The following is a 21,504-nucleotide window of genomic DNA, read 5'->3' as shown; positions in this document are numbered from 1 at the left end:
TACTATTTGCCCATTTTTTCTATTTTCTCCATCACTCCTAATTTCATTAAGGATTTAACTAATAAATATAAACAAAAACCACCTACACAAAAAATCGCTATCGCCCAATTATTATACTTGGTGATGATCAAGATTAATCCCGTCAACATACTAAATCCTGTTAAACAAGCATAAATTAATGTTTTGACTGCTAGATAAATTCGTCTTAATATGCGATCACTTTCAACATTTTTAACTCTTAATTGTAACTCTCCCCTTTCAACTCTCTCTTCTAATTTTTTAACTAAAACTTCGGTTTTATTAGGTTTTGTCAGTTGATATTGGAGAAAATCCCTTGCTTGTTTGCTTAATTGGGCGATCGCATTTCCTCTACCTTTTGTCATTGCCAGACTTTTTATAAATGCTTGAGATGATGCTGTAGGATTATATTTAGGATCTAAAGTTCTCGCTATACCATCTAATGTGGTTAAAGCTTTTAAGATAAATGTCATTTGAGCAGGTAGACGAAATGGTTGCTGTTCAAACATTTCATACAGTTCGCTTTTCAACTCACTTAATGCTTTAATATCTAAGGGTTTATCGGTGAACTTATCTAATAAAAATGTGACTAATCTTTTTACTGGAGCCATATCTGGGATAGGTTCCAGTAATCCCATACTCATTAGAGTATTTACTAGCTCATTACTATCCTTTTTTAACACAGCAAAAAAAGTTTTAATCATCTGATCTTTATCCAAAGTTCTGATTTCTGCCATCATGCCAAAATCATAGAATATAATACTACCATCTGGATTGACAGCCATATTCCCCGGATGAGGATCAACTTGGAAAAAACCATCTTGTAATAGTTGCTTTAAATAACAACAGATACCCGTTTCATTTACCTTATTAATATTAATTCCACAAGCTTCTAAAGCTGCTTTATCATTAATTTTAATTCCCGGTTTATATTCTAAAGTTAATATCTTAGTTGTGGTATATTGCCAATATACTTTAGGGACAATAATATGCGGATATCCAGAAAAGTTTTCCCTAAATTTATCAGAATTTTTACCCTCTTGAATATAATCAATTTCTTGAAATAACAAATCAAAAAACTCATTATAGATAGCTTGTAAATTATACTTTCTAACCCAAACAAAATATTGATTGCAAAACTTAATTAACTGTAATAATATCTTAAAATCTAAATTAAATAAAACTTCTAAACCCGGACGTTGTACTTTGACAACCACCTCATCATTATTGTATAACTTTGCTCTATGAACTTGACCTAAACTAGCAGCAGCTAAAGGATTAAACTCAAATTCTTTATAGATAAATTGTACAGATTTACCTAATTCCACTTCAATCATAGCAATCGCTTCTTGACTACTAAAAGCCGGAACTTGATCCTGTAAAGTTCCCAAAGCTTCCACATATTCTAAAGGTAATAAATCAGCACGAGTTGATAAAGTTTGACCAATTTTAATAAAAGTAGGTCCTAAATCAATTAAAGTATTAACCAACCAAATAGCGCGGTTTTTCTTATGTTCTAAAGAATCTTGAGGGAAAATACTATCCCACCAAAGAAATAACATAAATTGACCAGCAGCCATGAAAATATCTATTTTTCGAGATAAAGCAGAATATTTAGGTTTTTGCCAACGAAATTTTTTAGCTTTTGCTATCATAAATATCAACAAAAATAGTAAGCGTTCAGAGGGTGTAAAGAAGAAAAACAACGCCAAAAAATAAATTCATAAAAATTAAGCAGCTGGCAACTTTTCAGAATCATCAGAACAAGTAGCAGTAACAACAGCCTGAATTATAAACTCGAAAACATTAGGCTTTTGAGATTTAAGAATTGTAACCACAGTTAACATCCGACACTACCAGCATGGCTTTGAGAGTAGAAACTGGTACGTCGCCAGATGTTTGCACTTTGGATATTTTGGACATAATGTTTGGCTTCATCTACAGAGTAGCCCAAAGCGTTACTTCTTGAAGCAGGTGATGATGAGTTTTGTGATGTTCTATTGATTTTTTTGGTGGAACTGTTCTTGAACTGTCAAGACTCCTGTTAGTTTCTTTTCCTGTTGTTCTATTTGCCGCGCCATTTCCTCCACCAGTTTCTTGCTGCTGGTTGGAGTCTTTTCCCAATCTTCTGGGGGTATCTTCTCTAAGTGATTAATGCGCTTCTGTTCCATGCCACTTAATTTATCAGATTCTGAGGGGAATTTTTGGTGATTTCTTTTCTACCCCCCCTGAATGGTGACGCTGACGATGCCAGTATCAATCATTAAACGCCGCCTCAGCAATGACTGACAACTCAGCCTTATGGCTACTAGTCAACGTGCCAATTTAAGCACTATGTAAATCTGTAGGTCAGATAAAGTTATTTGTTAGGTAGAAAAGCAATCGATTCAATCTTTTCTAGCTTTCTTTTTATCTACACCTTTAAAGTACCCCCAGGGGAATTCGAATCCCCGTTACCTCCGTGAAAGGGAGGTGTCCTAGGCCTCTAGACGATGGGGGCATTGGACTCAGACTTTTAATAACATAACGGATTTTTCAGAGTATGTCAACAGGTTTTTCCAAAAATTTTGACAAGTTCTAAAATTTGATTGAGCGATCGCTCTTTTGGGACTTAGATTGCTGTCCACATAACAAATTTAGCGCCGCTTACCTTGTCGCCAGCCGATAGAAAAGGATGTACCATAAGAAACTAAGCATGAAAAAATCTCTTAATTTCTTAACAAGGGGTGTGCTGTTGTACCCTGTAGAGTTAGTATTTATGATTCTTTACAAAGGATTTTGAAATCAATCGCTCAAAATCTACAACATGGAAGCATCTTTTGACATCACCCTACAAATGGTGATCACAGTTTTTGCAGGCATTAGCGCCCAAGTAATGGCTGCCTACTTCAAACTACCCAGCATTGTCTTATTACTCCTGTTAGGCATCCTACTGGGTGCTGATGGTGTGGGATTGCTGCATCCCCATATGCTAGGAACTGGACTAGAAGTAATTGTCTCCCTAGCCACAGCAATTATCTTGTTTGAAGGCGGACTCAAATTGGATTTGCGGGAATTGGGTAGAGTTTCAGTCAGTTTGCAACTGCTTGTCACCCTGGGAACATTAATAACCCTGCTGGGCGGCAGTATGGCGGCTCATTGGCTGGGAGAATTTCCTTGGAACATAGCTTTTCTCTATGCTTCCATAGTCGTTGTTACAGGGCCAACAGTTATTGGTCCTCTGCTCAAACAAATTAACGTAGATCGGCAAGTGGCAACGCTTTTGGAAGGTGAAGGAGTTTTAATCGATCCAGTGGGAGCTATCCTCGCCTACGTTGTCCTAGATACGATTTTGAACGGTGATGCAGACCCCATTAACGCCATCATCGGGTTATTGATGCGTTTGGGTGTGGGAGGCAGTATTGGTGCCGTTGGCGGTTACTTGATGAGTTGGATTTTCAAACGCGCCAATTTCATCTCTTTTGAACTAAAAAACTTAGTAGTCCTGGCAGTGCTGTGGGGTTTGTTTACCCTAGCGCAGACGATTCGCAGTGAGTCAGGAATTATGACTACAGTAGTAGCTGGAGTAGTATTTGCTAACTCATCAGTTCCAGAAGAACGACTGTTGCGAAGCTTTAAAAATCAACTGACAATTCTCAGCGTTTCTGTACTGTTTATTCTTCTAGCTGCTGACTTATCTATTGCCAGTGTTTTAGCTTTGGGTTGGGGTAGTTTATTGACTGTTTTGGTGTTGATGTTGGTGGTTCGCCCCATTAACATCCTGTTTTGTACTTGGAACAGTGATCTCAATTGGCGACAGAAACTATTTCTCAGTTGGGTTGCACCAAGAGGGATAGTTTCGGCTTCCGTGGCATCTTTATTTGCGATTTCGCTGACACAGCGGGGTATTAATGGTGGTGATGCGATTAAAGCTTTGGTATTCCTGACAATTATCATGACAGTTTTCTGTCAAGGCTTAACAGCTGGCTGGATTGTTAAATGGCTACGCATCACCTCGAAAGATGCAACTGGAGCTTTAATTGTTGGTTGTAATCCTTTGAGTTTGTTGATTGCCCGGTTTTTTCAAGAACGGGGCGAAAGTGTAGTGATGATTGATACTGACTCCCAGTATTTTACCCAAGCTGAAGCCCAAAATCTTCGCGTGATTGCGAGCAGTGCGCTGGATGCCGAAGTGTTGGAAGAGGCGGGAATTGCCTCTATGGGGACTTTTTTGGCAGTGACGAATAATGGGGAAGTCAATTTTGTTTTGGCTCAACGGGCAGCTGAGGAATTTAGTCCGCCCCGTGTTTTAGCCGTGTTCCCCCGTGATCCTCAAGCTTCTAACTCGACTAATTCTAAAGTTGATCAGGCTTTTGCGTCCGATTTACCGATTAAAACTTGGAATGAATACTTGAATGATGGCCGGGTGAAGTTGGGAACAACAACTTTAAATGAGGAGGAATTTGCCAGCCAGCAGGAGCATATCCAAGAAAAAATCCAGACTGGGTTATTAGTACCATTGTTGGTAGAACGAGAAGAACGCCTACAGGTAATGTCCGCAAATCAAGAGTGGGAAATTGGCGATCGCATTATCTACTTGTTATATGATTCTAGACCCAATCTGTTAAAACGCTTATCGGGCGCTAGTCAGTCTACGCCTCTGTCTTTAGAAACTTTAGCGGAGGTGGAAGAACTCCCCGCCGCTAAATTGTCTCAACTTTCTGCTAGTGAGGCATCTACTAATTGAATCACCGAAACAGTGCTGAGTAACGAGTAACGAGTAAAAAAGTAAAATTAATTGCATGGGCTAAACGCTCCGTTCACGAACGCGAACAGCGTGTCCGCAGGACGAGAGCGTCTCGTAGAGAAGAAAGCTAACTAACAGTACATTCATGTCTATACCCCTGCGGGAAAGCAAGCTACGCGCAGCGTCTCGCAGAGAAGTCCCACATGGTATGGAAAAACAAAAAAAGATTTATTTCCAGCCGAAAGTGCCACAAGAAATAATGCGTCCTTACTTACTCCACTTCCCTAGTTTTAACTATGCGGTCACTCAGTACTCAGTACTCAGCACTCAGCACTCTTAAAACTGTTTTCTTGAGACATTTCCCACTCTTGCCATAACAAAGCCGACAAATTCACTATAGCCAGAATGAGGGCAGCAGTCCCAATTACGTAGGTGTGCAGGCTATAAAGATGTTGCACTGTCAGAGTGTTAATGGCTCCCCCACCAACTAAAATGTCTCGCAGTTGCCTACCAATGAAAGGAATGGCTTCAATGGTTCCTAGTTCAATTTGAAATCGCCAGTATCCTTCCTGATTCCAACCCAGGAGCATTGCTGTCCAGCTTAATCCCATTGCACTCAATGTCAACAAAATTCCACTGATCCAAGCCGCCAGCCAACTAGGACGAAATTGCCGACCTAAAAACATGACTACGAGATTAATAAGTGCGATCGCAATGACGGCGTTACCAGCAATTTCATGAGTTCTATAGAATAACCAGCCGTAGGATACTTGCGTATTAATCATCTGCAATGAATTATAAGCACCACCTGCTGTTGGTTCGTAGTAAAAAGACAGTAAAACTCCTGTAGAGGTGTAAATGAGCATCAAAGTCAGAATCACAACGGATAATATCGTCGCCAGTCGCCGCAAAAACCGATCAACTAAGGTACTTTGCATAGACAAACCTCTGGTTTGAGTAGTTGTATATTTATATTACAATCTTAACCAAAATTTTTAGGAATCCTGTAATTTTTCACGCCTAATATCCCACCCAAGCTGGTAGAACTTCTGTTACGGAGTGCCTCGGCTGATAGTGCTGAGTGATGCGATAGTTAAAATAGGAGATTGAAGTGACTTTTTTAAATGGGCGGTAAGCGATCGCACATTCTCAATAACCTGGTAGAATCACCATTGATTATGGCATTGTCTATTTTAAATGCACAGAAACATTTAAGAGTTAGTAATGTCAAAAGTATTGCCAGAAAAGGGTAAGCTATATCAGCTAATAACCAAATTTAGTCAAATAGGTGGTAATTTTTTTAACCATTTTTGCGAAAATTCAACTTATAGCAGGAGTCAGGAGACGCTTCGCAGACCTATGGCTTACGCCACGCTGCGCTATCGGTTCAGGAGTAAAACCCTCTTTTAGTGAGAGTTTCATTATCAATTAATGTCTAATGTCCTAACCACCCTGTCCACGGCTATAAAACTATAATTTATCCCTTAAAAAAATAAAAACTTTAATATCACTTGAATATTCCTGTTTTGAATGGCAATATAGGAAGTTATTATTTGTTAGAGAACCCCATCTCTCAAATGGCAAAAGAGTCTAAAAAATAAAATTGCTAGTGCAGCGCGTCAGAAATAGCCTTGGGCCATGCCGCCCAACAAAATAGCTTCCCTTCTGCCTTATGGTACTAGTCAACTGCAACTGAGCCGAGTGAACGATAAAAGCTATGTCTTACGTCTCCCTGCTGAAAAATATACCAGAAATATTAAGCCAACCAACTGGGATAGCAGCTATAGCCTCTCTTGGCATCCACGGTGCTATTGCCTTAATTGTGCCATTAATGCCTGTTGATTCTAATAAATCCTCAACAACTGATTCATCAAAAGTAGTCGGATTAATGGAATTGAGTCCGGCTGATCAAAACCGATTGCCCCAAACTCCTGACACATCTAAAGTTGCTTTACAACAACCCCAACTGCCGCTACAACAGCAACTGCCTCCTGCAAACTTTGACAGCCAATTGACAACATTACCACCCTTAGAAGCACCTTTACCTAACCAAGCGGTATTGCCCCCTATCCCTACGTCATCTGGTAACTATAATCTTTCTTACCTGCCCAGAAGCCAGCCTAGTTCGAGATTTACAAGAAACGACTTTAGCCGGCAAGTTTCCAATTTTCAAGCCAGAAGTAACTTCTCTCCATCAGTTTCTCCTTTTGTTAATGATCTAGACAGCAAAATTCGAGAAACCGAACCACTAAATTTAAACAGGTTGCCACAAGTCGAAGCAGACAACAAAATTCCAGAGCAACCACTAAATAACCCATCTCCTGATCCAATTGATATTGGATCTAGTACCCCACAGGAAGTTTCTCAACCCCAAAAAATGCAGTTGGGAGATAAGTTAGCTCAAAATTCTCCGTCTGAAGTTCCTGGAGAACAATCTTTAGCAGCTAACGACCAATTAGCATTAGCAGGACAAGGTTTACCACCGTTACCAGAAACTGCAACGAAAAAGCCACCGGAACTACCTGCTTTTAAGCAGTTGGATTCACAAGGTAAGACAACGCAACAGTTACTGGCAAATCTCAACTCTTACAATAAGCTGAGAACAACAATCAAGCAAGAATACCCTAACGCTAAAGAACAAGCAGTAATTCGTGAAACCATTTCTACGGATAAACAAAATCTGGAAGGTAATGTTTTGGGTCGATTAGTTGTGGATTCTGATGGCAAGGTCTTAGATATTAAGTTCCAAGATCGGTCAGTTGCCCCTGAACTGCAATCAAAAGCCAGGGAATTTTTCAACGCCAATCCACCTAAAACTGATAAGCGAACTAGCTCTTATCCATTCCACTTACGGTTTAAAAATCAAAACAATAGTAATATTCCTGAAGGGACTTCTGAGCCAAAGCCCTCACCAAATAACAATTCTGAAAAAGCACCTGAGCCTCAAAACAGAAAAATTCAACCCTCAACTCCAGGTGTAGTAATTATCAAAACGTCACCTACCGCAACAGTAAGCAGCACTCAGCCTGCTCCATCTAGTGAATCTACTCAAAAATTAATACAACAGTTACGTCAACTCAAGGAACAAAAACAAAACTCTAATCAAGAACAATAAAATCACGTGGGGATTTAGCATTCTGGGTTGGTTATATCCCCAGTTATTTCTTTCGGGCAATTCAAAATTCCTCTTGCATTGAAAATTGAAGACTCCAAGAATGAATACGGAGACTTGAATAACTGGGCTGCGCTTTTTTCTACATCAATTTATAAATTAAGGAGATTTAAACCGTTGCCCCAATTCAATCTCAAATTCTTTTCTTCAGGTAATTGAAAATTTTTTGAATTGAAAAAATAAAATATATAAACATGGAAGCAGGGAGATAGGAACAGTCACTTTACCAGCTTGTTTCCGCTTTCTGGAAAACATAAGCGGCTACCTCCAGTATTTCCTGATAGCTTAACTTGTTCTTGAAGGCGGGCATAGCACCTTTACCATTCTGTATTTGGTAAATAATAGCCTGGATCGGTTCAATATCATAATTTTCTAAATATTTTGATAATGCTGCTTTTTGTAAAGTTTTATGCTCAATGAGGATATTAGCACCTCCGATATGGCAGGCAGAGCAGTTATCATTAAAAATTTTGCCTCCGTTGAATGTTTCTGCGGCTAAGGCTGGATGAATGCCGGTTAAGTTAAATAGAGCGATCGCTAAAACTAGAGTTAATAATAGTATTCTCAAGAGATTTTCCTCGTAACAAGCATCCAGCATCTAAAAATGTAGCTAGCAAGTATATATCCAAATCTATCCACATATGCCGAAACTATCATCCATTCTTTTATCCAAGGTAGGGAGAATGCCTATATGTGGAGTGGACTGATAGATTTACTGAATATCCACATCTGTAAAATATCATGTATAGTTCTCATACGGATTTACTGATTTCCTGATTTTTTGGGCAAATGGGATAAAAATTAGCGGTAACTAGTTTCTCCCTTGATTGCCATACAGTGTTTACTCTGTTAGACCGGGATAAAACTGATTACCGCTGCACCACCTAATGGTCTATAAAAATCCAATCGGTCAAAATTGAAAGTTTTCTAGCCTGCAACAGTTATTTTACCAACCATCCCAGCACCACGGTGAGGTTCACAATAGAAGGTATAGTCACCAGCTGGTGCATCTGCGGGGATAGTTGTTGTTTGCTTCTGTCCAGGAGTCATTAACAACTTCTTGTAAGACAGAGATTCAGCTAAAACGGCATCATTTTTGGGATTTTTTGCTTTGTCAAACACAACATTATGGGGAGGAACTTTGTTGTTAACCCATTCAATTGTGTCACCTGGTTTAACTGTCAACTTACTGGGTTGAAATTGTAACAATCCTTTGTCACTACCCAACTTGATCTGATATGTTTCCGCAGATGCGGTGGGAGCAAAAACAGCAAAGCTGCTAACAACTACAAGAACAGTCAATACGGCTAAAGTCAAGCGTCTCCAACTTGCTGCAATTAATTTCATGGCTCTCTCCTGAGATATAGTTTTATTTTCCTGTTCTCATTTTAAATACAATTAACGCCAAATATGACAATCTGTCATAGATAAATTTTTTTTCAATAATTGCCGACTATCAAGCACAACAAATTAGGCAAAGAGTAAATATTATTCCTAGATTGCCAGCAGTCAAGAGGGCAGGGGGCAGAGGAAAGAACCCCCTACCTTGTCCTGATTCCAGAGAGCAAAGCAAAATCAGCAGCAATACTTAACTAAGGTTGAAAATTGTGCTTTCATCGAAGATGACGCGGAGCGTCTCAAGCCCCGTGTCTGTAAAGAAAGTTCCAGGGGTCTGAAACTCCGTCTGAATTTTCTATTTAGACACTTGAAATTGGGCGGGGTTACAATCGGAGTCTAATTTCTGTCCCCGTGTCCCCATGTCCCCGCGTCTCTTCGTGAAGCTCTCAGGTATGAGGAATCGGAACTCAGGTTTTATTAAACGAGGCTAGCTAGCAGAGGTTTAGTAATAAATCTTACCGCCACCCCATTTAGTACCAACAACTTTTGGTTGTACGAGAATGTGACCTGCGATCGCACTTAAGTCATCATCGGTCAAATTTCTCATTTCTGTAAAGATATCCGCACTCTTGAGGCTGGGATGTATTTCAGAAATCTCTTCTTCACCGTCGTAAGTTGTAGGATTTTTCATGTAGTCCACCAACCCTTCAATATTGTTACGCTTGGGTGTAGCTCCAGCCAAAGCTTCGGGTTCTAGTCCCACGTTTTGGTTAGTCTTGGTTACACCTCCAGCATGACATTGAGCGCAAGTGTCATTAAATAATTTCTTACCTTTTGACAGTTGTTTCACACTGATCACAACAGTATCACCCTGCTCATTCAACGTAACCGTTCGAGTGGCTTTATCCAATTCCACTGCTGTTGCACTACCGACAAATAGCTGAAAGGTCAGCAAAACGGTAGTTAGAAAACCAATTATTGTTCTAAACATATTTCCCCTTAAAGATTTTGATGCTCAACACAGCTAAGATAACGATGCTCAATCTCCATATTGCTACTTGCTGACTTTTAAATTTTCTTTGCTAGTAGCAATTATCACCCACTTAGCAGCTGAGTGGATTGCCGAAAATATTTGGCATATAATTGCCTTTACATCCTCTAACGCCAAACGGGTTTTCTGGTGTTTATAGGCAATTAAGACTGAGTTGAACAGAGAAAACTGCTTGTCCACAGTGTTTCCGTGGTATTTCGCTATCTCTGCACTCCACAGGTTTGCAAAACCCATAACGCTTTTTATTTAGATAGAGATTGAGTCGCTCTAATACCAATATCATGTAAGGAGTCCAATTTATCAGCCAAAATATGGTGGACTCAGATTGGGGGAGTTGGGGAGTTGGAGAGAATTAAGAGCTAGACAACTGGTAAAAATTAAATATGCGTCATCCAGAAGTCTGGAAAAAACCTTCCTTGGGTAAGGATTCTCACCTTTACATTCTTTTTGACTCTATGTCTAATTAAGAATTAACAATTATCAATACCTAACCTTTTCCGCCTGTAAAGGTAACACTTTGAATAAAATAGCGGTTGAAAAAGGCGTAAATACCTAAAGCTGGAAGGGTAAAAACCATAGAAGCGGCCATGATGTAGTTCCAATAGCTGATGTATTGTCCTTTAAAGGTGTTCAACCCTAGAGGTAGGGTAAACATTTCTGGGTCAAATAAGATTACTAGAGGTAGTATAAAATTGTTCCAACTGCCCATAAACACAAACACAGCTTGTGCTGCTAGTGCCGGTTTTGCTAAGGGTAAAACAATATCTCGGAAAATTTCCCAGGTGTTTAAACCATCAAGTTGCCCTGCTTCTTCTAATTCTTGAGGAAAATTAACAAAAAACTGCCGCATCATGAAGATAAAGGTGGCGTTTACCATGCTGGGTACAATCATACCTTGGTAAGAATTGAGCCAACCCAAGGCTTTTAAAATCAAGAATGTAGGAATTAGGGTAATCTGTGCGGGTACTGCTAGTACAGCTAAAATCAGGAAGAACCAAAAACGTTTACCGACAAAGCGTAGTCTGGCTAAGGCGTAACCAGCCATTGAATTTAAGAGTAAGTTTAAAACTGTGACACTGAGTGCGATCGCTATACTATTAAATAACCAGCGCCCAAATAGCGGTTCTTGGAAAAAGATTTGTTTGTAGTTATCAATAGTAAAATTTTGGGGGATGAAATTTGGCTCACCGCTGATAATTTCTGACAGCGGCTTAAATGATGCTGAAAGCGCCCACAGGAAAGGAATCAGGGTAATTAGACCATAAATTGTCAAAAAGAGGTATAAAAGAACTTTGAGATAGGGAAAGCGAGAGATATGAGTCAAATTTTTTCACCTCCAAAGACTCTCCGCTGAATCACAGTGATGATAATGATGACTGCTGCGAGTAAAAATGCGATCGCAGATGCATATCCTAATTGTAAATTTCTAAATACAGCTTGATAAATTAGCAATACGACTGTCAATGTAGCGTTATTCGGTCCACCAGTTCCACCAGAGAAAATGTAAGATTGATCAAATAATTGAAAAGTGCCAATTATCCCCACTGTCACCACAAAAAAAGTTACAGGTTGCAGCCAGGGAAGAGTAATATAAACAAACCTTTCCCACCAATTCGCACCATCTAATTCTGCTGCTTCATAAAGTGTTTGGGGGATATCTTGTAAAGCTGCTAAATAAATCACCATATAAAAAGGTGCTGTTGACCAAATATTCATGATCATAATGCCTTTGAGTGCAACTCCTGGATCTCCTAGCCAATTATATTTAGGTAGACCGACAAAAGCGAGAAAATCATTTAGTAATCCATCGGTGTTATAAATCCATATGAAGATAAGTGTTAGCACCGCAGAAGATGTGACTGTGGGTAAAAAATAAAGGATACGCCACCAGCTTTTACCACGAATACCAGAATTTAAAGTTACAGCTAAAATTAAAGCTAAAATAGTTTGACTGGGGACAACAATAGCAACATATTCTGCGGTGTTTTTTAAAGCAATCCAAACCTGTTCATCTTCTACTAATCTGCTGAAATTGCGAAAGCCAATAAATTTATCATCAATACCGCCTAAAAGTAGAACTTTGTGGAGGGAAAGAAAGACAGCGTAGAGAATTGGCAAAATTACAAAAGTGCCTAAAACGAGAATTGTAGGCATCATAAAAAGATACCCTGTTAGGTTTTCTGTAATTTTCCAGCGTGGGTTTCTGCGTTGTCTGTTGATGGGAAACACAAATAAACCTCGATAATTTATCTCGTTCCCAGTCTCTGACTGGGAATGCCTTCCGCGAGGTTCTACCTCTTGTTCAAAAGTCGTCTTAGGTATCTTTACATAATAACAGAAGGCAGAGCCTTCTAAATTGCATTCCCAGGTAGAACGAGAGAACGAGAGAAAATCCGTATTATGTCTAGTTTCATCTTAGTTGCGTAATTATTAATACTGTTTTATTATGATTATATAAGTTGCTTTTAAATCCAATATGAATATAAATTTACCTTCGGAAGATATTTTAGCTATTCAACTATACAAGAATTCAACCAAAATACAGAGAATTAAATTTTATGCGAACCCTTAAACAATCACCGGTACTGCGGGAAAAATTCCAACAACAAGTAGACGGAAAAAAATCGGTCAAACATCAAGAAGTTCAAGAATTATTAGGTAATGGCTTTTTGGGTTCATTGGGTGCAGCAGTATTTGAAATTAAACAATTTCAAAACCAATTGAAAGGTAATGCGGGAGAATGGAGTGTTTCACTGCTGCTGAAATCATTACCTGATAGTTGGGTAATGTTTAATAACGCTTTAATACCTACCTCTAATGTAAATACTTTAACAGAAATCGACCTTTTAATTATTGGTGCAGGTGGTATTTTCTTAGTAGAGGTAAAAACTTGGAAAGGTTCATTTACTGCTTATAAAGATAAATGGAAACGACGAGAGGGAAACAACTGGGAACCAATATCAGATAGTCCAACTTCTCAAAGTATCTACCATCAAAGAATGTTTAGTCAGTGGGTTAATTCTTTGATTCCTAATTTACCGAATGGAGTAGTTAAGGCTCCTGTAATTTTTCCTGTAGCTAAATGGTTGGGAGTGACTGATTGCTCAGTTCCAGTTTTGCAAGGTATACCCGCACTGCTACAAATGATAGTTAATTCTACTGATTGCTTAACACCAATGCAAGTGCAGGTAATTGCTGAAGCAGTTGAAGATTTGAAGATTCTCTCGAAAAATGTTGAAATCTCTAAACCGATTTCTAAGCCTAAGCTTATTAAGCGTGAGAATTTTAAAGATTGAGTTCTTCAAAATGTTGGGTTTCCTTCCATTGCTCCGCAACGCTAACGCGAACAACCCAACCTACTATTCCATCATTTTAATCTGCTGATTAGCGTTATTCTGCGCCTTTAACATCGCCTGATTTAATGGCTGTTCCCCCAACAAAGCACTAATAAACTGATTATCAAAATTATTCACAATTGCTGCTGGATATTTCCCCACTTGCAAAGGAGTAGCGTAATCAACACCCGCTACTAAAGCAGCCCTTAAAGGATCTTTATCATAACCTAATTTCTCAGCTACAGATTTACGAGTTGGTAAAGCGAAACCTGTACCTGTCCACTTTTCCATTCCTTGTTTACCGGTGAGATAAGAAATTAATTCCCAAGCTGCTTTTTTATGTTTTGTTTGTTTATTCATTACATAGGCAACAGTATAAACCATTGTGCCTTTTTTATTATTAATTTTGGGAACTTCTGCTGTTGCAAAATCTATCTGCGGGAAGGTTTCTTGAAGATAAGGAATTGCCCAGTTCCCTTCAATTACCATTGATACTTTACCTTGACCAAACATATCACTACCAGAACTAGCACCAACATCGGATTTAAGGGCTGAGGTTCTGTCTTTTTGATATTGGTCAATCACCAAATTTAAACCTTGTAAACCTGCTTCACTAGCAAAAGCGGCATAACCATTTTTATCAACTATTTTACCACCATAAGCTATAATTTTATAAACCTGACGTGCCAATTCTGGACTTTCGCCAAAGCCGTATTGATTAAGTTTACCTGTTAATTTTTGAGAATAGCGGCGTAATTCATCCCAAGTAGTTGGGTGACTGTTTAAACCTGCGTTACTAAAGGCTTTTTTGTTATAAAATAAACCTAAAGTAGAATAGTCTTTAGGAAATCCATAAATATGGTTTTGGTATTTAAAGCTATTAAGTAAATTGTCTTCAAAATCTGCTAAATCAAATTCTGGTTGGATGTAAGTATCGAGAGGTTCTAAAACATTCTGACTCATTAAAAAAGGTGCTTCTAACGCATCAAGATAAAATACATCAGGTGCTGCTTCTCCAATTAAGCGGGTTTTAATTACATCCATATATTGATCAGAAATTACCTCATATTTAACTTTGATAGTTGGATGTTTTGCTTCAAAGTCTTTTAATACCTGTTTGAGAAGTTTTTGTTCTACAGGAGAACCTCCCCAACCACTGAGTTTAATGGTGACTGATGATGTACTGGATGGTAAACTGTGGCAGCTAATAATGATGATATTCACAGCTATTACCCAACCCCAAAAATATAAACACTTGCTTTTGTTCACAAATAAGTAAAAATCTCTCTCACCTTACTTATACATTCTGTAACTAGGGATAGATATTTAAGTAAGATAAAGTTTTGTTGAGAAATGGTAGATAGAATAACAAACAATTATGATGAACTGAAATTTTGCTAATTTCGTCACTGATAGACGATTATTTATGGATTCTGTTCCAATTGAAACGGTTGCATCTTTAAACCTAGAAATTGCTCAGATTGATTCATTAACAACAGTCTTATCTTCTCAATCTCCATCTAGCTTTCGTTTTCCTAAGAATGCTATTCGTACTAGTTTAAAAGCATCTACTTTAGATGCTATTTTTGCAACAATTTTTTCTATTACTACTGGAGGTATTTTACTTAGTAACTTTTTGGTGGAGTTGGATGCTAGTCCAGTGATTTTTGGGATGCTTTCCTCCATTCCCATGTTGGTGAATCTGATTCAGCCGTTGGGTGCTTATATTTCAGAACGGACTACTAGCCGCTTTCAGTATTCCATGCTTGTTTATGGGACTTCTCGGCTATTGTGGCTAATTCTGGTAATTGGTATTATTGGTGCGGGTTGGGGAGTCGTAAATTCGCAGCAGTTGGTTATATTAACTCTGTTAATCGTCTTTTTTAGTCATCTCTCAGGTGGGCTGGGAAGTGCATCTTGGATGAGTTGGTTAGCAATAATTGCTCCCCGACGGTTGCGTGGAAGGTATTTTGGCATCCGCAATAGTGCTACCAGTTTGACTAATTTGTTGTGTGTACCTTTAGCTGGGTTTGCTGTATCGCATTGGTATGGGGGAACTCTCCAAGGTTATGGGGTAGTTTTGTTTGTAGGGATTTTGTTTGGATTGATTAGTTTAGGATGTCAGTATTTCAAAATTGATGTTAATCCCCAATTACAAAACACTCATATAGTTGATTCTTCTAACATTAAAAATGAATTGGGCGAAATAACTGATACGGTATCAATTCCTCAAAAACAAACGGGTAAGGGTTTAGCGATGCTCAACCCCTACAATATCGGTAAAAATTCTAATTTTTGGATTTTTATACTGTATTTCAGTTTATGGATGCTGGCTTTTAATCTTTGCGCCCCTTTTGTTAACCTCTATCTACTAGAAACTTTGAATATAGATGTAGGTTGGGTGACAGTTTATAGCAGTCTGCAAGCCGGGGCAAATCTGCTCATGGTTGTGCTGTGGGGTAAGTTAGCAGATAAAGTGGGAAATCGCCCAATTTTGATATTTGTAGGGATGGTTGTTGCTGTTACGCCTTTGCTATGGTTTGGAATTGGCAAGAGTAATTTAGATGTCTGGCTGTGGCTACCACTGTTATATATTTTTATCGGTGGTAGTGGAGCAGCGGTGGATTTATGTAACAACAATATGCAAATTGGCATTACTCCAGTCAGAAATCAATCAATCTATTTTGCGATCGCAGCTGCTATTGCTGGAGTAACTGGTGCTTTAGGCACAACCATTGGCGGTTTTATCGCCCAATCTCCCCACTTTGGCGGTTTATTAGGTCTTTTTGCCCTCTCTAGTATTTGCCGACTTGCAGCACTTATCCCGCTGATTTTCGTTAAAGAACAGGTTACAGGGAACAGGGAACTCTTAACAGGGAACAGGGAATAAATAGGCAGGGGGCAGGGTGCAGGGTGCAGTAGATATTATTTCTCCCCATCTCCCCATCTCCGCGTCACCGCGTCACCGCGTCCTCTTCTTCCCCATCTCCCCATCTCCTCTTTTCCCTACTCGACACTGGTAGAACTCAAACTCATGCTTTCCCACAAAACCATGTTGGGTGCAGTTGGTAGAGGTTGGTGCAAAGCAATTAGCTGTGCCAATGTATTTTTTAACTGAGTACGGGGAACGATTTCATCAACAAAACCATGCTTGAGCAAATCTTCAGCAGTTTGGAAATCTTCGGGTAGTTTTTCCCGTAAGGTTTGCTCAATTACTCGTCTTCCCGCAAAACCAATAGTGGCTTTTGGTTCGGCGATAATCAGATCACCTAACATGGCAAAACTAGCTGTAACGCCGCCTGTAGTGGGATTTGCTAAAATGGGAATGTATAATAAGCGGGCATCTTGATGGCGTTGTAATGCTGCGGAAATTTTCGCCATTTGCATTAAGGAAAGCATTCCTTCTTGCATTCTCGCACCGCCCGAAGTACAGACGATAACAACAGGATAACGACGTTGAGTGGCTTGTTCGATTAAGCGGGTGAGCTTTTCCCCGACAACGGAACCCATACTACCACCCATAAACCGGAAGTCCATAACTCCCAAAGCGATTGGTAAACCGTTGATTTGACCTAAGCCGGTTTTGACTGCGTCTATTAAACCGATTTTGTCTTGAGTTTCCCGCAAGCGATCGCTATAGGGTTTACGATCTTTAAATTGTAAAGGATCAGTGGGGCGTAAATGCTCATCTAGTGGTTTCCATGTATTTGCATCTATCAATTGACGGATACGTTCATCGCTATCCACCCGATTATGATGACCACATTCAACACAGACCATTTGATTGGCTTTTAAGTCTTTGGCATAAGTTAAAACACCACATTTAGGGCATTTATGCCACAGCCCATCCGCAATTTCTCGTTCTTGGCGTTCTAGGCTGCTAGAGCCAGGTTTACGGCGATTAGCAAACCAATCAAATAGAGACTTTAAACCGCGTGATTCTTCGTTGTTCGCCATTTTTATCTTAATGTAAGTAGGTATCGAGGTCAAAAACAGGTCATTCTATTTTGATTTGAATTGACCATTCCCACCGGTAGAGTGGGTATTGAAAATTTGTAGATTGTAGATTTTAGATTGATGATTTTTTCGGCTTAACTAAATCATCCAATTAAGATTCTCAGCAATTTAGACCTGATGTCAGCGTTTTTTGGTTGCAAACTTAACAAAAATAATGATGACAATACCAGTCTGTTCCTGCTGTAATAGAATACTTAACTTATGTCAGCTTAGTTTTTATTTGCCAACTGCATCTTGTTATTTGAGGTTAATGCAAGTCACAGGTTAATTGTACCAAAATATCACGTGTCAAGTGGGTAATGAAGGTGACAGTCATGGGCGATATAGGTTTCTGATGATCTATCTGGTCATGGGTTAATATAGAAATCCTATGGTGAGGGAAGGTAACAGGGAACTATTAACAGAAGTGTTTATGAATCTTTTAGAACTGCTATAGGTAAGTAATCAGAAAAAAACACCTTTGAATTTTGAATTTTGAATTTTGAATTTTAAGTTTGTTTCCTATATTTCAAGATATATGAACAAATAATCGCAGATAGTTAGACAAAATCCCTTGGCCGCTAAACACAGTCATAACAGCACCTAAAGCTAAGAAAGGCCCAAAAGGCATCTTTTGTCCCATTTTATGACGTGACAGCATAATTGCTCCTCCACCTATCAATACTCCTAAGGTGCAGGCCGTGAAACTAGCTATTAGTAAATATCTCCAACCCAACCAAGCTCCCATCATGGCAGCTAATTTACCATCACCCGCACCCATGACAGCTTTTCCAAAAGCTAGAGAACCCAAGATTGAAATGCCATCAAATAGCCATAAGCCAATCACAGCACCAGCTATGGCTGCTATCAAGTGATTTACCATTCCCACCCAGTTAGCTTCTGATAACAAACCAACAGCCATTTGAAACACTATTCCCAAAATCAAGCCTGACTGAGTAAGTGGATTTGGCAAAGTCATCGTATCTAAATCTATCAGGGATAAGGCTAATAACCAACTGCAAAAAGCCCAATAACCTATTGTCCAAATCGAAAATTGAAAAACCCAAAATGTTATCAAAAATATTATGCCTGTTAATGCTTCTACCACAGGATAACGGAGAGAAATCTTGCTTTGACAATAACGGCATCGTCCTTTTAACCACAACCAGCCAAACACCGGTACATTATCGTGAGCTTTGAGTCTATTTAAGCATTGAGGACAACGAGAAGGCGGCCAAAGCACTGATAATCCAGAAGGTAGGCGATAAACCACAACATTGATAAAGCTACCAATAGATGTACCCAAAGCAAAGACAATGATACTCGCAGGGACGACAATCAAAAAGTCCATATAGTCAGTTACCAGTTAACAGTGGAAATAGGCAATAACCAATAGGCAATAGGCACAAATTCTTGAATTTTGAATTCATTTCTCCCCTGTTCCCTGTCACTAATACATATAGGATTCAATTTGATTTAGCGGCACAAAACACTCTTGCGGTAACAAGATGGGGTGTTGAGTGAAAATCACCTTACCCCGATAAGTTACGCGACTAATTGCTACTCCTGAAGGTTGTCCAACGATTTCGGGATGTACCTCACAGTATGTATAGTAAATTTGACCAGCCGCTTTGATGACGGTGGGATCAACCAAAGGCGGATGGTTTTTGGGTGCGGAAAAATTCGCCTGTCCTTGTTGTGCAGCGTACACTATTGGTGTTTATGTGATTTATAGATTTGCTTCTAGTTTATCCGAAACTTTTAGCAAAAAATGTTAAAATCCTCAAGCGATAATCAGGAAATTATTTTGCTTCCAGGATTTGAATCAGCGCATCGCCCATAGCGCGACAACCCAACAGATTCATCCCTACAGACATGATATCCCCAGTGCGATCGCCTTGTTGTAAAACTTGTAACACTCCATTTTCAATCAAGTCTGCCGCTTCTGGCTGGTTTAAACCATAGCGTAACATCATCGCTGCACTCAAAATCTGTGCCAAAGGATTGGCTTTATCAAGTCCTGCAATATCTGGGGCGGAACCGTGAACAGGTTCATATACACCAGGGCCAGAAGCTCCCAAACTCGCAGAAGGTAACATCCCAATACTACCAGTCAGCATAGCAGCCGCATCAGATAGAATATCACCAAACAAATTACCTGTAACAATAGTATCGAATTGTTTAGGAGCGCGGACTAACTGCATAGCTGCATTATCTACATATAAATGAGATAGTTCAATATCTGGATATTCTGAAGCCAGCTTATTCATTTCTTCTCGCCACAGTTGAGATACTTCTAACACATTAGCCTTATCCACAGAACAGAGTTTTCCGCCCCTTTTTCGTGCTGTTTCAAAAGCTACTCGCCCAATGCGGTCAATTTCCGATTCTGTGTAAACCATTGTATTTACACCACGTCTTTCTCCAGTTTCAGTAGCAAAAATGCCTTTTGGTTTACCGAAATAAATCCCGCCTGTGAGTTCTCGCACCACCATAATATCTACACCTTCCACAACTTCTCGTTTTAAAGTAGAAGCGTCAATTAACTGGGGCAAAATTTTCGCTGGACGTAAATTGGCAAACAGTTCCAAACCCGCACGAAGTCCTAATAAACCCGCTTCAGGACGCTGATGTGAAGGCAGCGAATCCCATTTGTAACCACCAATAGCAGCGAGTAATACTGCATCGCTATTGCGACACATATCCAAGGTAGCTGAGGGTAGGGGTTCACCTGTGGCATCAATTGCTGCACCACCAATCAGGGCTGTTTGGAATTCAAACTGAATATCAAAGCGTTTTCCTACAAGTTTTAGCACGTCCACCGCTACATTCATAATTTCGGGGCCAATGCCATCGCCGGGAAGTAGGGTAATGCGATAGTTTTGAGTCATAACTAGTTGTGATGATGTAAAAGTTTAGGCAGATTTATTATCATACCGAGCAAAATGTACCTATGGAGTTTTAAATTTGGGAGAACAGATCAATGATGTAATTAAATTGACTTAAACTCAAATCAGAATATTGGGAATAGAAGTACTGAATTAATGCCATAAATATTTTTGTAATGGCACAATTGAGGCTTTGATTTGAGATATATAGGGAAAATAACTCTAAGTTAGGAAGTATATTCTATGGATTTGAAGTATTTTTTCAAGCAACTTATTTGATAATATTTTATACATAAAAAACTTTAAATAAATTATTTTTTACCATAACTAGTTTTCAAAATCATGTCCATCAATATTCATGTTGTTTGGATTTATACATAAAAATTTATTGTTTTTATCTCTATTAATTTCAAAAATAAATATTAAATAAAGTATATATTATCTAATATGAAGAGTATGTAAAACATGAATATTCAATCTAGACAATTATAAAAAATCAATTACGATGTATTTAACAAATAAACTTGGTATTGCTGAATAGCAAGATAAAATACACCAAAAGCACAAGATTTATTTCATCAGCAATGGGTAAAAATACTACTGCTTTTGTGAATGAAAATTCTGCTTTAAGCTTTCAGAAAGACCAGGCATAAAGCGAACTTTCAATATATTTTCAGGGAAAAATGGTTCGCACCATATTAAGCGTAAGGAGTCAAGAGTTAGAATTCAGAATGCTTGTCAGAATTACAATCTCAATCGTAGACATTTTTATCTTTCATCACTCCAATAGCTACAAGCATTGTTAATTCCAAATTCTGAATCCTTACTATTAAGCTACAAACAAATCCACGTCAATTCGTATTTTTCTACCAGGCGGCTATAACATTTTTCATTAACATGAGTAATTGACAAACTGGATACAGCCTTCGTCTATCAGAAATGGCTTTTGGGTATTTTTTCGCGTTTTCAATTAGCAAGAC

The 21,504-nt window shown here is 38.9% G+C and carries 17 protein-coding genes and 1 tRNA gene; 4 read left to right on the top strand and 14 right to left on the bottom strand.

Annotated elements, in window-relative coordinates; all coding sequences use genetic code 11:
* Window positions 1-2: 2 nt before the first annotated feature.
* The 3 genes from H6G59_RS03690 to H6G59_RS03680 form a co-directional block, all read right to left on the bottom strand.
* Complete coding sequence (locus H6G59_RS03690) at window positions 3-1,673, bottom strand: ABC1 kinase family protein (RefSeq protein ID WP_190711807.1); 1,671 nt, start codon at window positions 1,671-1,673, stop codon at window positions 3-5.
* Window positions 1,674-2,015: 342 nt separating this feature from the next.
* Window positions 2,016-2,189: a hypothetical protein gene (locus tag H6G59_RS03685; protein ID WP_190711806.1), complete on the bottom strand. Its 174-nt coding sequence runs from the start codon at window positions 2,187-2,189 to the stop codon at window positions 2,016-2,018.
* Between the two features lie 256 nt (window positions 2,190-2,445).
* Window positions 2,446-2,518 (bottom strand) — tRNA-Glu (locus H6G59_RS03680).
* 306 nt (window positions 2,519-2,824) lie between these two features.
* On the opposite strand from H6G59_RS03680, the gene H6G59_RS03675 reads away from it, so the two are divergent.
* Window positions 2,825-4,744: a cation:proton antiporter gene (locus H6G59_RS03675; protein WP_190711805.1), complete on the top strand. Its 1,920-nt coding sequence runs from the start codon at window positions 2,825-2,827 to the stop codon at window positions 4,742-4,744.
* A gap of 320 nt (window positions 4,745-5,064) precedes the next feature.
* On the opposite strand, the gene H6G59_RS03670 is transcribed toward H6G59_RS03675, so the two are convergent.
* The gene (locus tag H6G59_RS03670; protein ID WP_190711804.1) at window positions 5,065-5,682 is read right to left on the bottom strand and encodes a cytochrome b N-terminal domain-containing protein; all 618 of its coding nucleotides are present in this window, start codon (window positions 5,680-5,682) and stop codon (window positions 5,065-5,067) included.
* A 779-nt stretch (window positions 5,683-6,461) separates the two neighbouring features.
* Here H6G59_RS03670 and H6G59_RS03665 point away from each other — a divergent pair.
* On the top strand, window positions 6,462-7,859 hold the full coding sequence (locus H6G59_RS03665) for an energy transducer TonB (protein WP_190711803.1): 1,398 nt from the start codon (window positions 6,462-6,464) through the stop codon (window positions 7,857-7,859).
* Between the two features lie 280 nt (window positions 7,860-8,139).
* On the opposite strand, the gene petJ is transcribed toward H6G59_RS03665, so the two are convergent.
* The 5 genes from petJ to H6G59_RS03640 all read right to left on the bottom strand — a co-directional run bounded on the left by petJ (window position 8,140) and on the right by H6G59_RS03640 (window position 12,462).
* Window positions 8,140-8,514 carry a cytochrome c6 PetJ gene (petJ, locus tag H6G59_RS03660; RefSeq protein WP_190711802.1) on the bottom strand — a complete coding sequence of 125 codons (375 nt, stop codon included), beginning with the start codon at window positions 8,512-8,514 and terminating at the stop codon, window positions 8,140-8,142.
* A gap of 329 nt (window positions 8,515-8,843) precedes the next feature.
* Window positions 8,844-9,263, bottom strand: a complete 420-nt coding sequence (gene petE / locus H6G59_RS03655; RefSeq protein ID WP_190711801.1) for a plastocyanin — start codon at window positions 9,261-9,263, stop codon at window positions 8,844-8,846.
* A gap of 493 nt (window positions 9,264-9,756) precedes the next feature.
* The gene (gene psbV / locus H6G59_RS03650) at window positions 9,757-10,245 is read right to left on the bottom strand and encodes a photosystem II cytochrome c-550 (RefSeq protein WP_190711800.1); all 489 of its coding nucleotides are present in this window, start codon (window positions 10,243-10,245) and stop codon (window positions 9,757-9,759) included.
* A 547-nt stretch (window positions 10,246-10,792) separates the two neighbouring features.
* Window positions 10,793-11,629: a carbohydrate ABC transporter permease gene (locus H6G59_RS03645; protein ID WP_190711799.1), complete on the bottom strand. Its 837-nt coding sequence runs from the start codon at window positions 11,627-11,629 to the stop codon at window positions 10,793-10,795.
* The gene (locus H6G59_RS03640; protein WP_199331905.1) at window positions 11,626-12,462 is read right to left on the bottom strand and encodes a carbohydrate ABC transporter permease; all 837 of its coding nucleotides are present in this window, start codon (window positions 12,460-12,462) and stop codon (window positions 11,626-11,628) included. Before H6G59_RS03640 ends, H6G59_RS03645 begins: the two co-directional genes overlap by 4 nt.
* A 401-nt stretch (window positions 12,463-12,863) precedes the next feature.
* Here H6G59_RS03640 and H6G59_RS03635 point away from each other — a divergent pair, with 401 nt between their 5' ends.
* Window positions 12,864-13,601, top strand: coding sequence for a nuclease-related domain-containing protein (locus H6G59_RS03635; protein ID WP_190711797.1), 738 nt, complete (start codon window positions 12,864-12,866; stop codon window positions 13,599-13,601).
* Window positions 13,602-13,664: 63 nt separating this feature from the next.
* Here H6G59_RS03635 and H6G59_RS03630 read toward each other — a convergent pair whose 3' ends face one another.
* Complete coding sequence (locus H6G59_RS03630) at window positions 13,665-14,870, bottom strand: ABC transporter substrate-binding protein (RefSeq protein WP_339327923.1); 1,206 nt, start codon at window positions 14,868-14,870, stop codon at window positions 13,665-13,667.
* A gap of 196 nt (window positions 14,871-15,066) precedes the next feature.
* Here H6G59_RS03630 and H6G59_RS03625 point away from each other — a divergent pair, with 196 nt between their 5' ends.
* Window positions 15,067-16,530, top strand: coding sequence for an MFS transporter (locus H6G59_RS03625; RefSeq protein WP_190711795.1), 1,464 nt, complete (start codon window positions 15,067-15,069; stop codon window positions 16,528-16,530).
* 116 nt (window positions 16,531-16,646) lie between these two features.
* Here the strand turns inward: H6G59_RS03625 and accD are convergent, their stop codons facing one another.
* The 4 genes from accD to leuB form a co-directional block, all read right to left on the bottom strand.
* The gene (gene accD, locus H6G59_RS03620) at window positions 16,647-17,597 is read right to left on the bottom strand and encodes an acetyl-CoA carboxylase, carboxyltransferase subunit beta (RefSeq protein WP_190711794.1); all 951 of its coding nucleotides are present in this window, start codon (window positions 17,595-17,597) and stop codon (window positions 16,647-16,649) included.
* Between the two features lie 568 nt (window positions 17,598-18,165).
* Window positions 18,166-18,987 (bottom strand): prepilin peptidase, encoded by an 822-nt coding sequence (locus H6G59_RS03615; protein WP_190711793.1) that lies wholly within the window; start codon window positions 18,985-18,987, stop codon window positions 18,166-18,168.
* A gap of 99 nt (window positions 18,988-19,086) precedes the next feature.
* Window positions 19,087-19,347 carry a hypothetical protein gene (locus H6G59_RS03610; RefSeq protein WP_127054344.1) on the bottom strand — a complete coding sequence of 87 codons (261 nt, stop codon included), beginning with the start codon at window positions 19,345-19,347 and terminating at the stop codon, window positions 19,087-19,089.
* Window positions 19,348-19,438: 91 nt separating this feature from the next.
* Window positions 19,439-20,527 (bottom strand): 3-isopropylmalate dehydrogenase, encoded by a 1,089-nt coding sequence (leuB, locus tag H6G59_RS03605; protein ID WP_190711792.1) that lies wholly within the window; start codon window positions 20,525-20,527, stop codon window positions 19,439-19,441.
* Window positions 20,528-21,504 lie beyond the last annotated feature (977 nt).

This window comes from Anabaena lutea FACHB-196 (genome assembly GCF_014698305.1).
In the GTDB taxonomy this organism is placed as follows: domain Bacteria; phylum Cyanobacteriota; class Cyanobacteriia; order Cyanobacteriales; family Nostocaceae; genus Anabaena; species Anabaena lutea.
Note: the sequence above shows the minus strand (reverse complement) of the source record. Positions and strands in the feature narration are given on the sequence as shown.

Bases quoted from the DNA above. Each gene is read 5' to 3' on its own strand.
- H6G59_RS03690 (WP_190711807.1), bottom strand. From the start codon at position 1,673: ATGATAGCAAAAGCTAAAAAATTTCGTTGGCAAAAACCTAAATATTCT.
- H6G59_RS03685 (WP_190711806.1), bottom strand. From the start codon at position 2,189: ATGGAACAGAAGCGCATTAATCACTTAGAGAAGATACCCCCAGAAGAT.
- H6G59_RS03675 (WP_190711805.1), top strand. From the start codon at position 2,825: ATGGAAGCATCTTTTGACATCACCCTACAAATGGTGATCACAGTTTTT.
- H6G59_RS03670 (WP_190711804.1), bottom strand. From the start codon at position 5,682: ATGCAAAGTACCTTAGTTGATCGGTTTTTGCGGCGACTGGCGACGATA.
- H6G59_RS03665 (WP_190711803.1), top strand. From the start codon at position 6,462: ATGTCTTACGTCTCCCTGCTGAAAAATATACCAGAAATATTAAGCCAA.
- petJ (WP_190711802.1), bottom strand. From the start codon at position 8,514: ATGCTGGATGCTTGTTACGAGGAAAATCTCTTGAGAATACTATTATTA.
- petE (WP_190711801.1), bottom strand. From the start codon at position 9,263: ATGAAATTAATTGCAGCAAGTTGGAGACGCTTGACTTTAGCCGTATTG.
- psbV (WP_190711800.1), bottom strand. From the start codon at position 10,245: ATGTTTAGAACAATAATTGGTTTTCTAACTACCGTTTTGCTGACCTTT.
- H6G59_RS03640 (WP_199331905.1), bottom strand. From the start codon at position 12,462: ATGATGCCTACAATTCTCGTTTTAGGCACTTTTGTAATTTTGCCAATT.
- H6G59_RS03635 (WP_190711797.1), top strand. From the start codon at position 12,864: ATGCGAACCCTTAAACAATCACCGGTACTGCGGGAAAAATTCCAACAA.
- H6G59_RS03625 (WP_190711795.1), top strand. From the start codon at position 15,067: ATGGATTCTGTTCCAATTGAAACGGTTGCATCTTTAAACCTAGAAATT.
- accD (WP_190711794.1), bottom strand. From the start codon at position 17,597: ATGGCGAACAACGAAGAATCACGCGGTTTAAAGTCTCTATTTGATTGG.
- H6G59_RS03615 (WP_190711793.1), bottom strand. From the start codon at position 18,987: ATGGACTTTTTGATTGTCGTCCCTGCGAGTATCATTGTCTTTGCTTTG.
- leuB (WP_190711792.1), bottom strand. From the start codon at position 20,527: ATGACTCAAAACTATCGCATTACCCTACTTCCCGGCGATGGCATTGGC.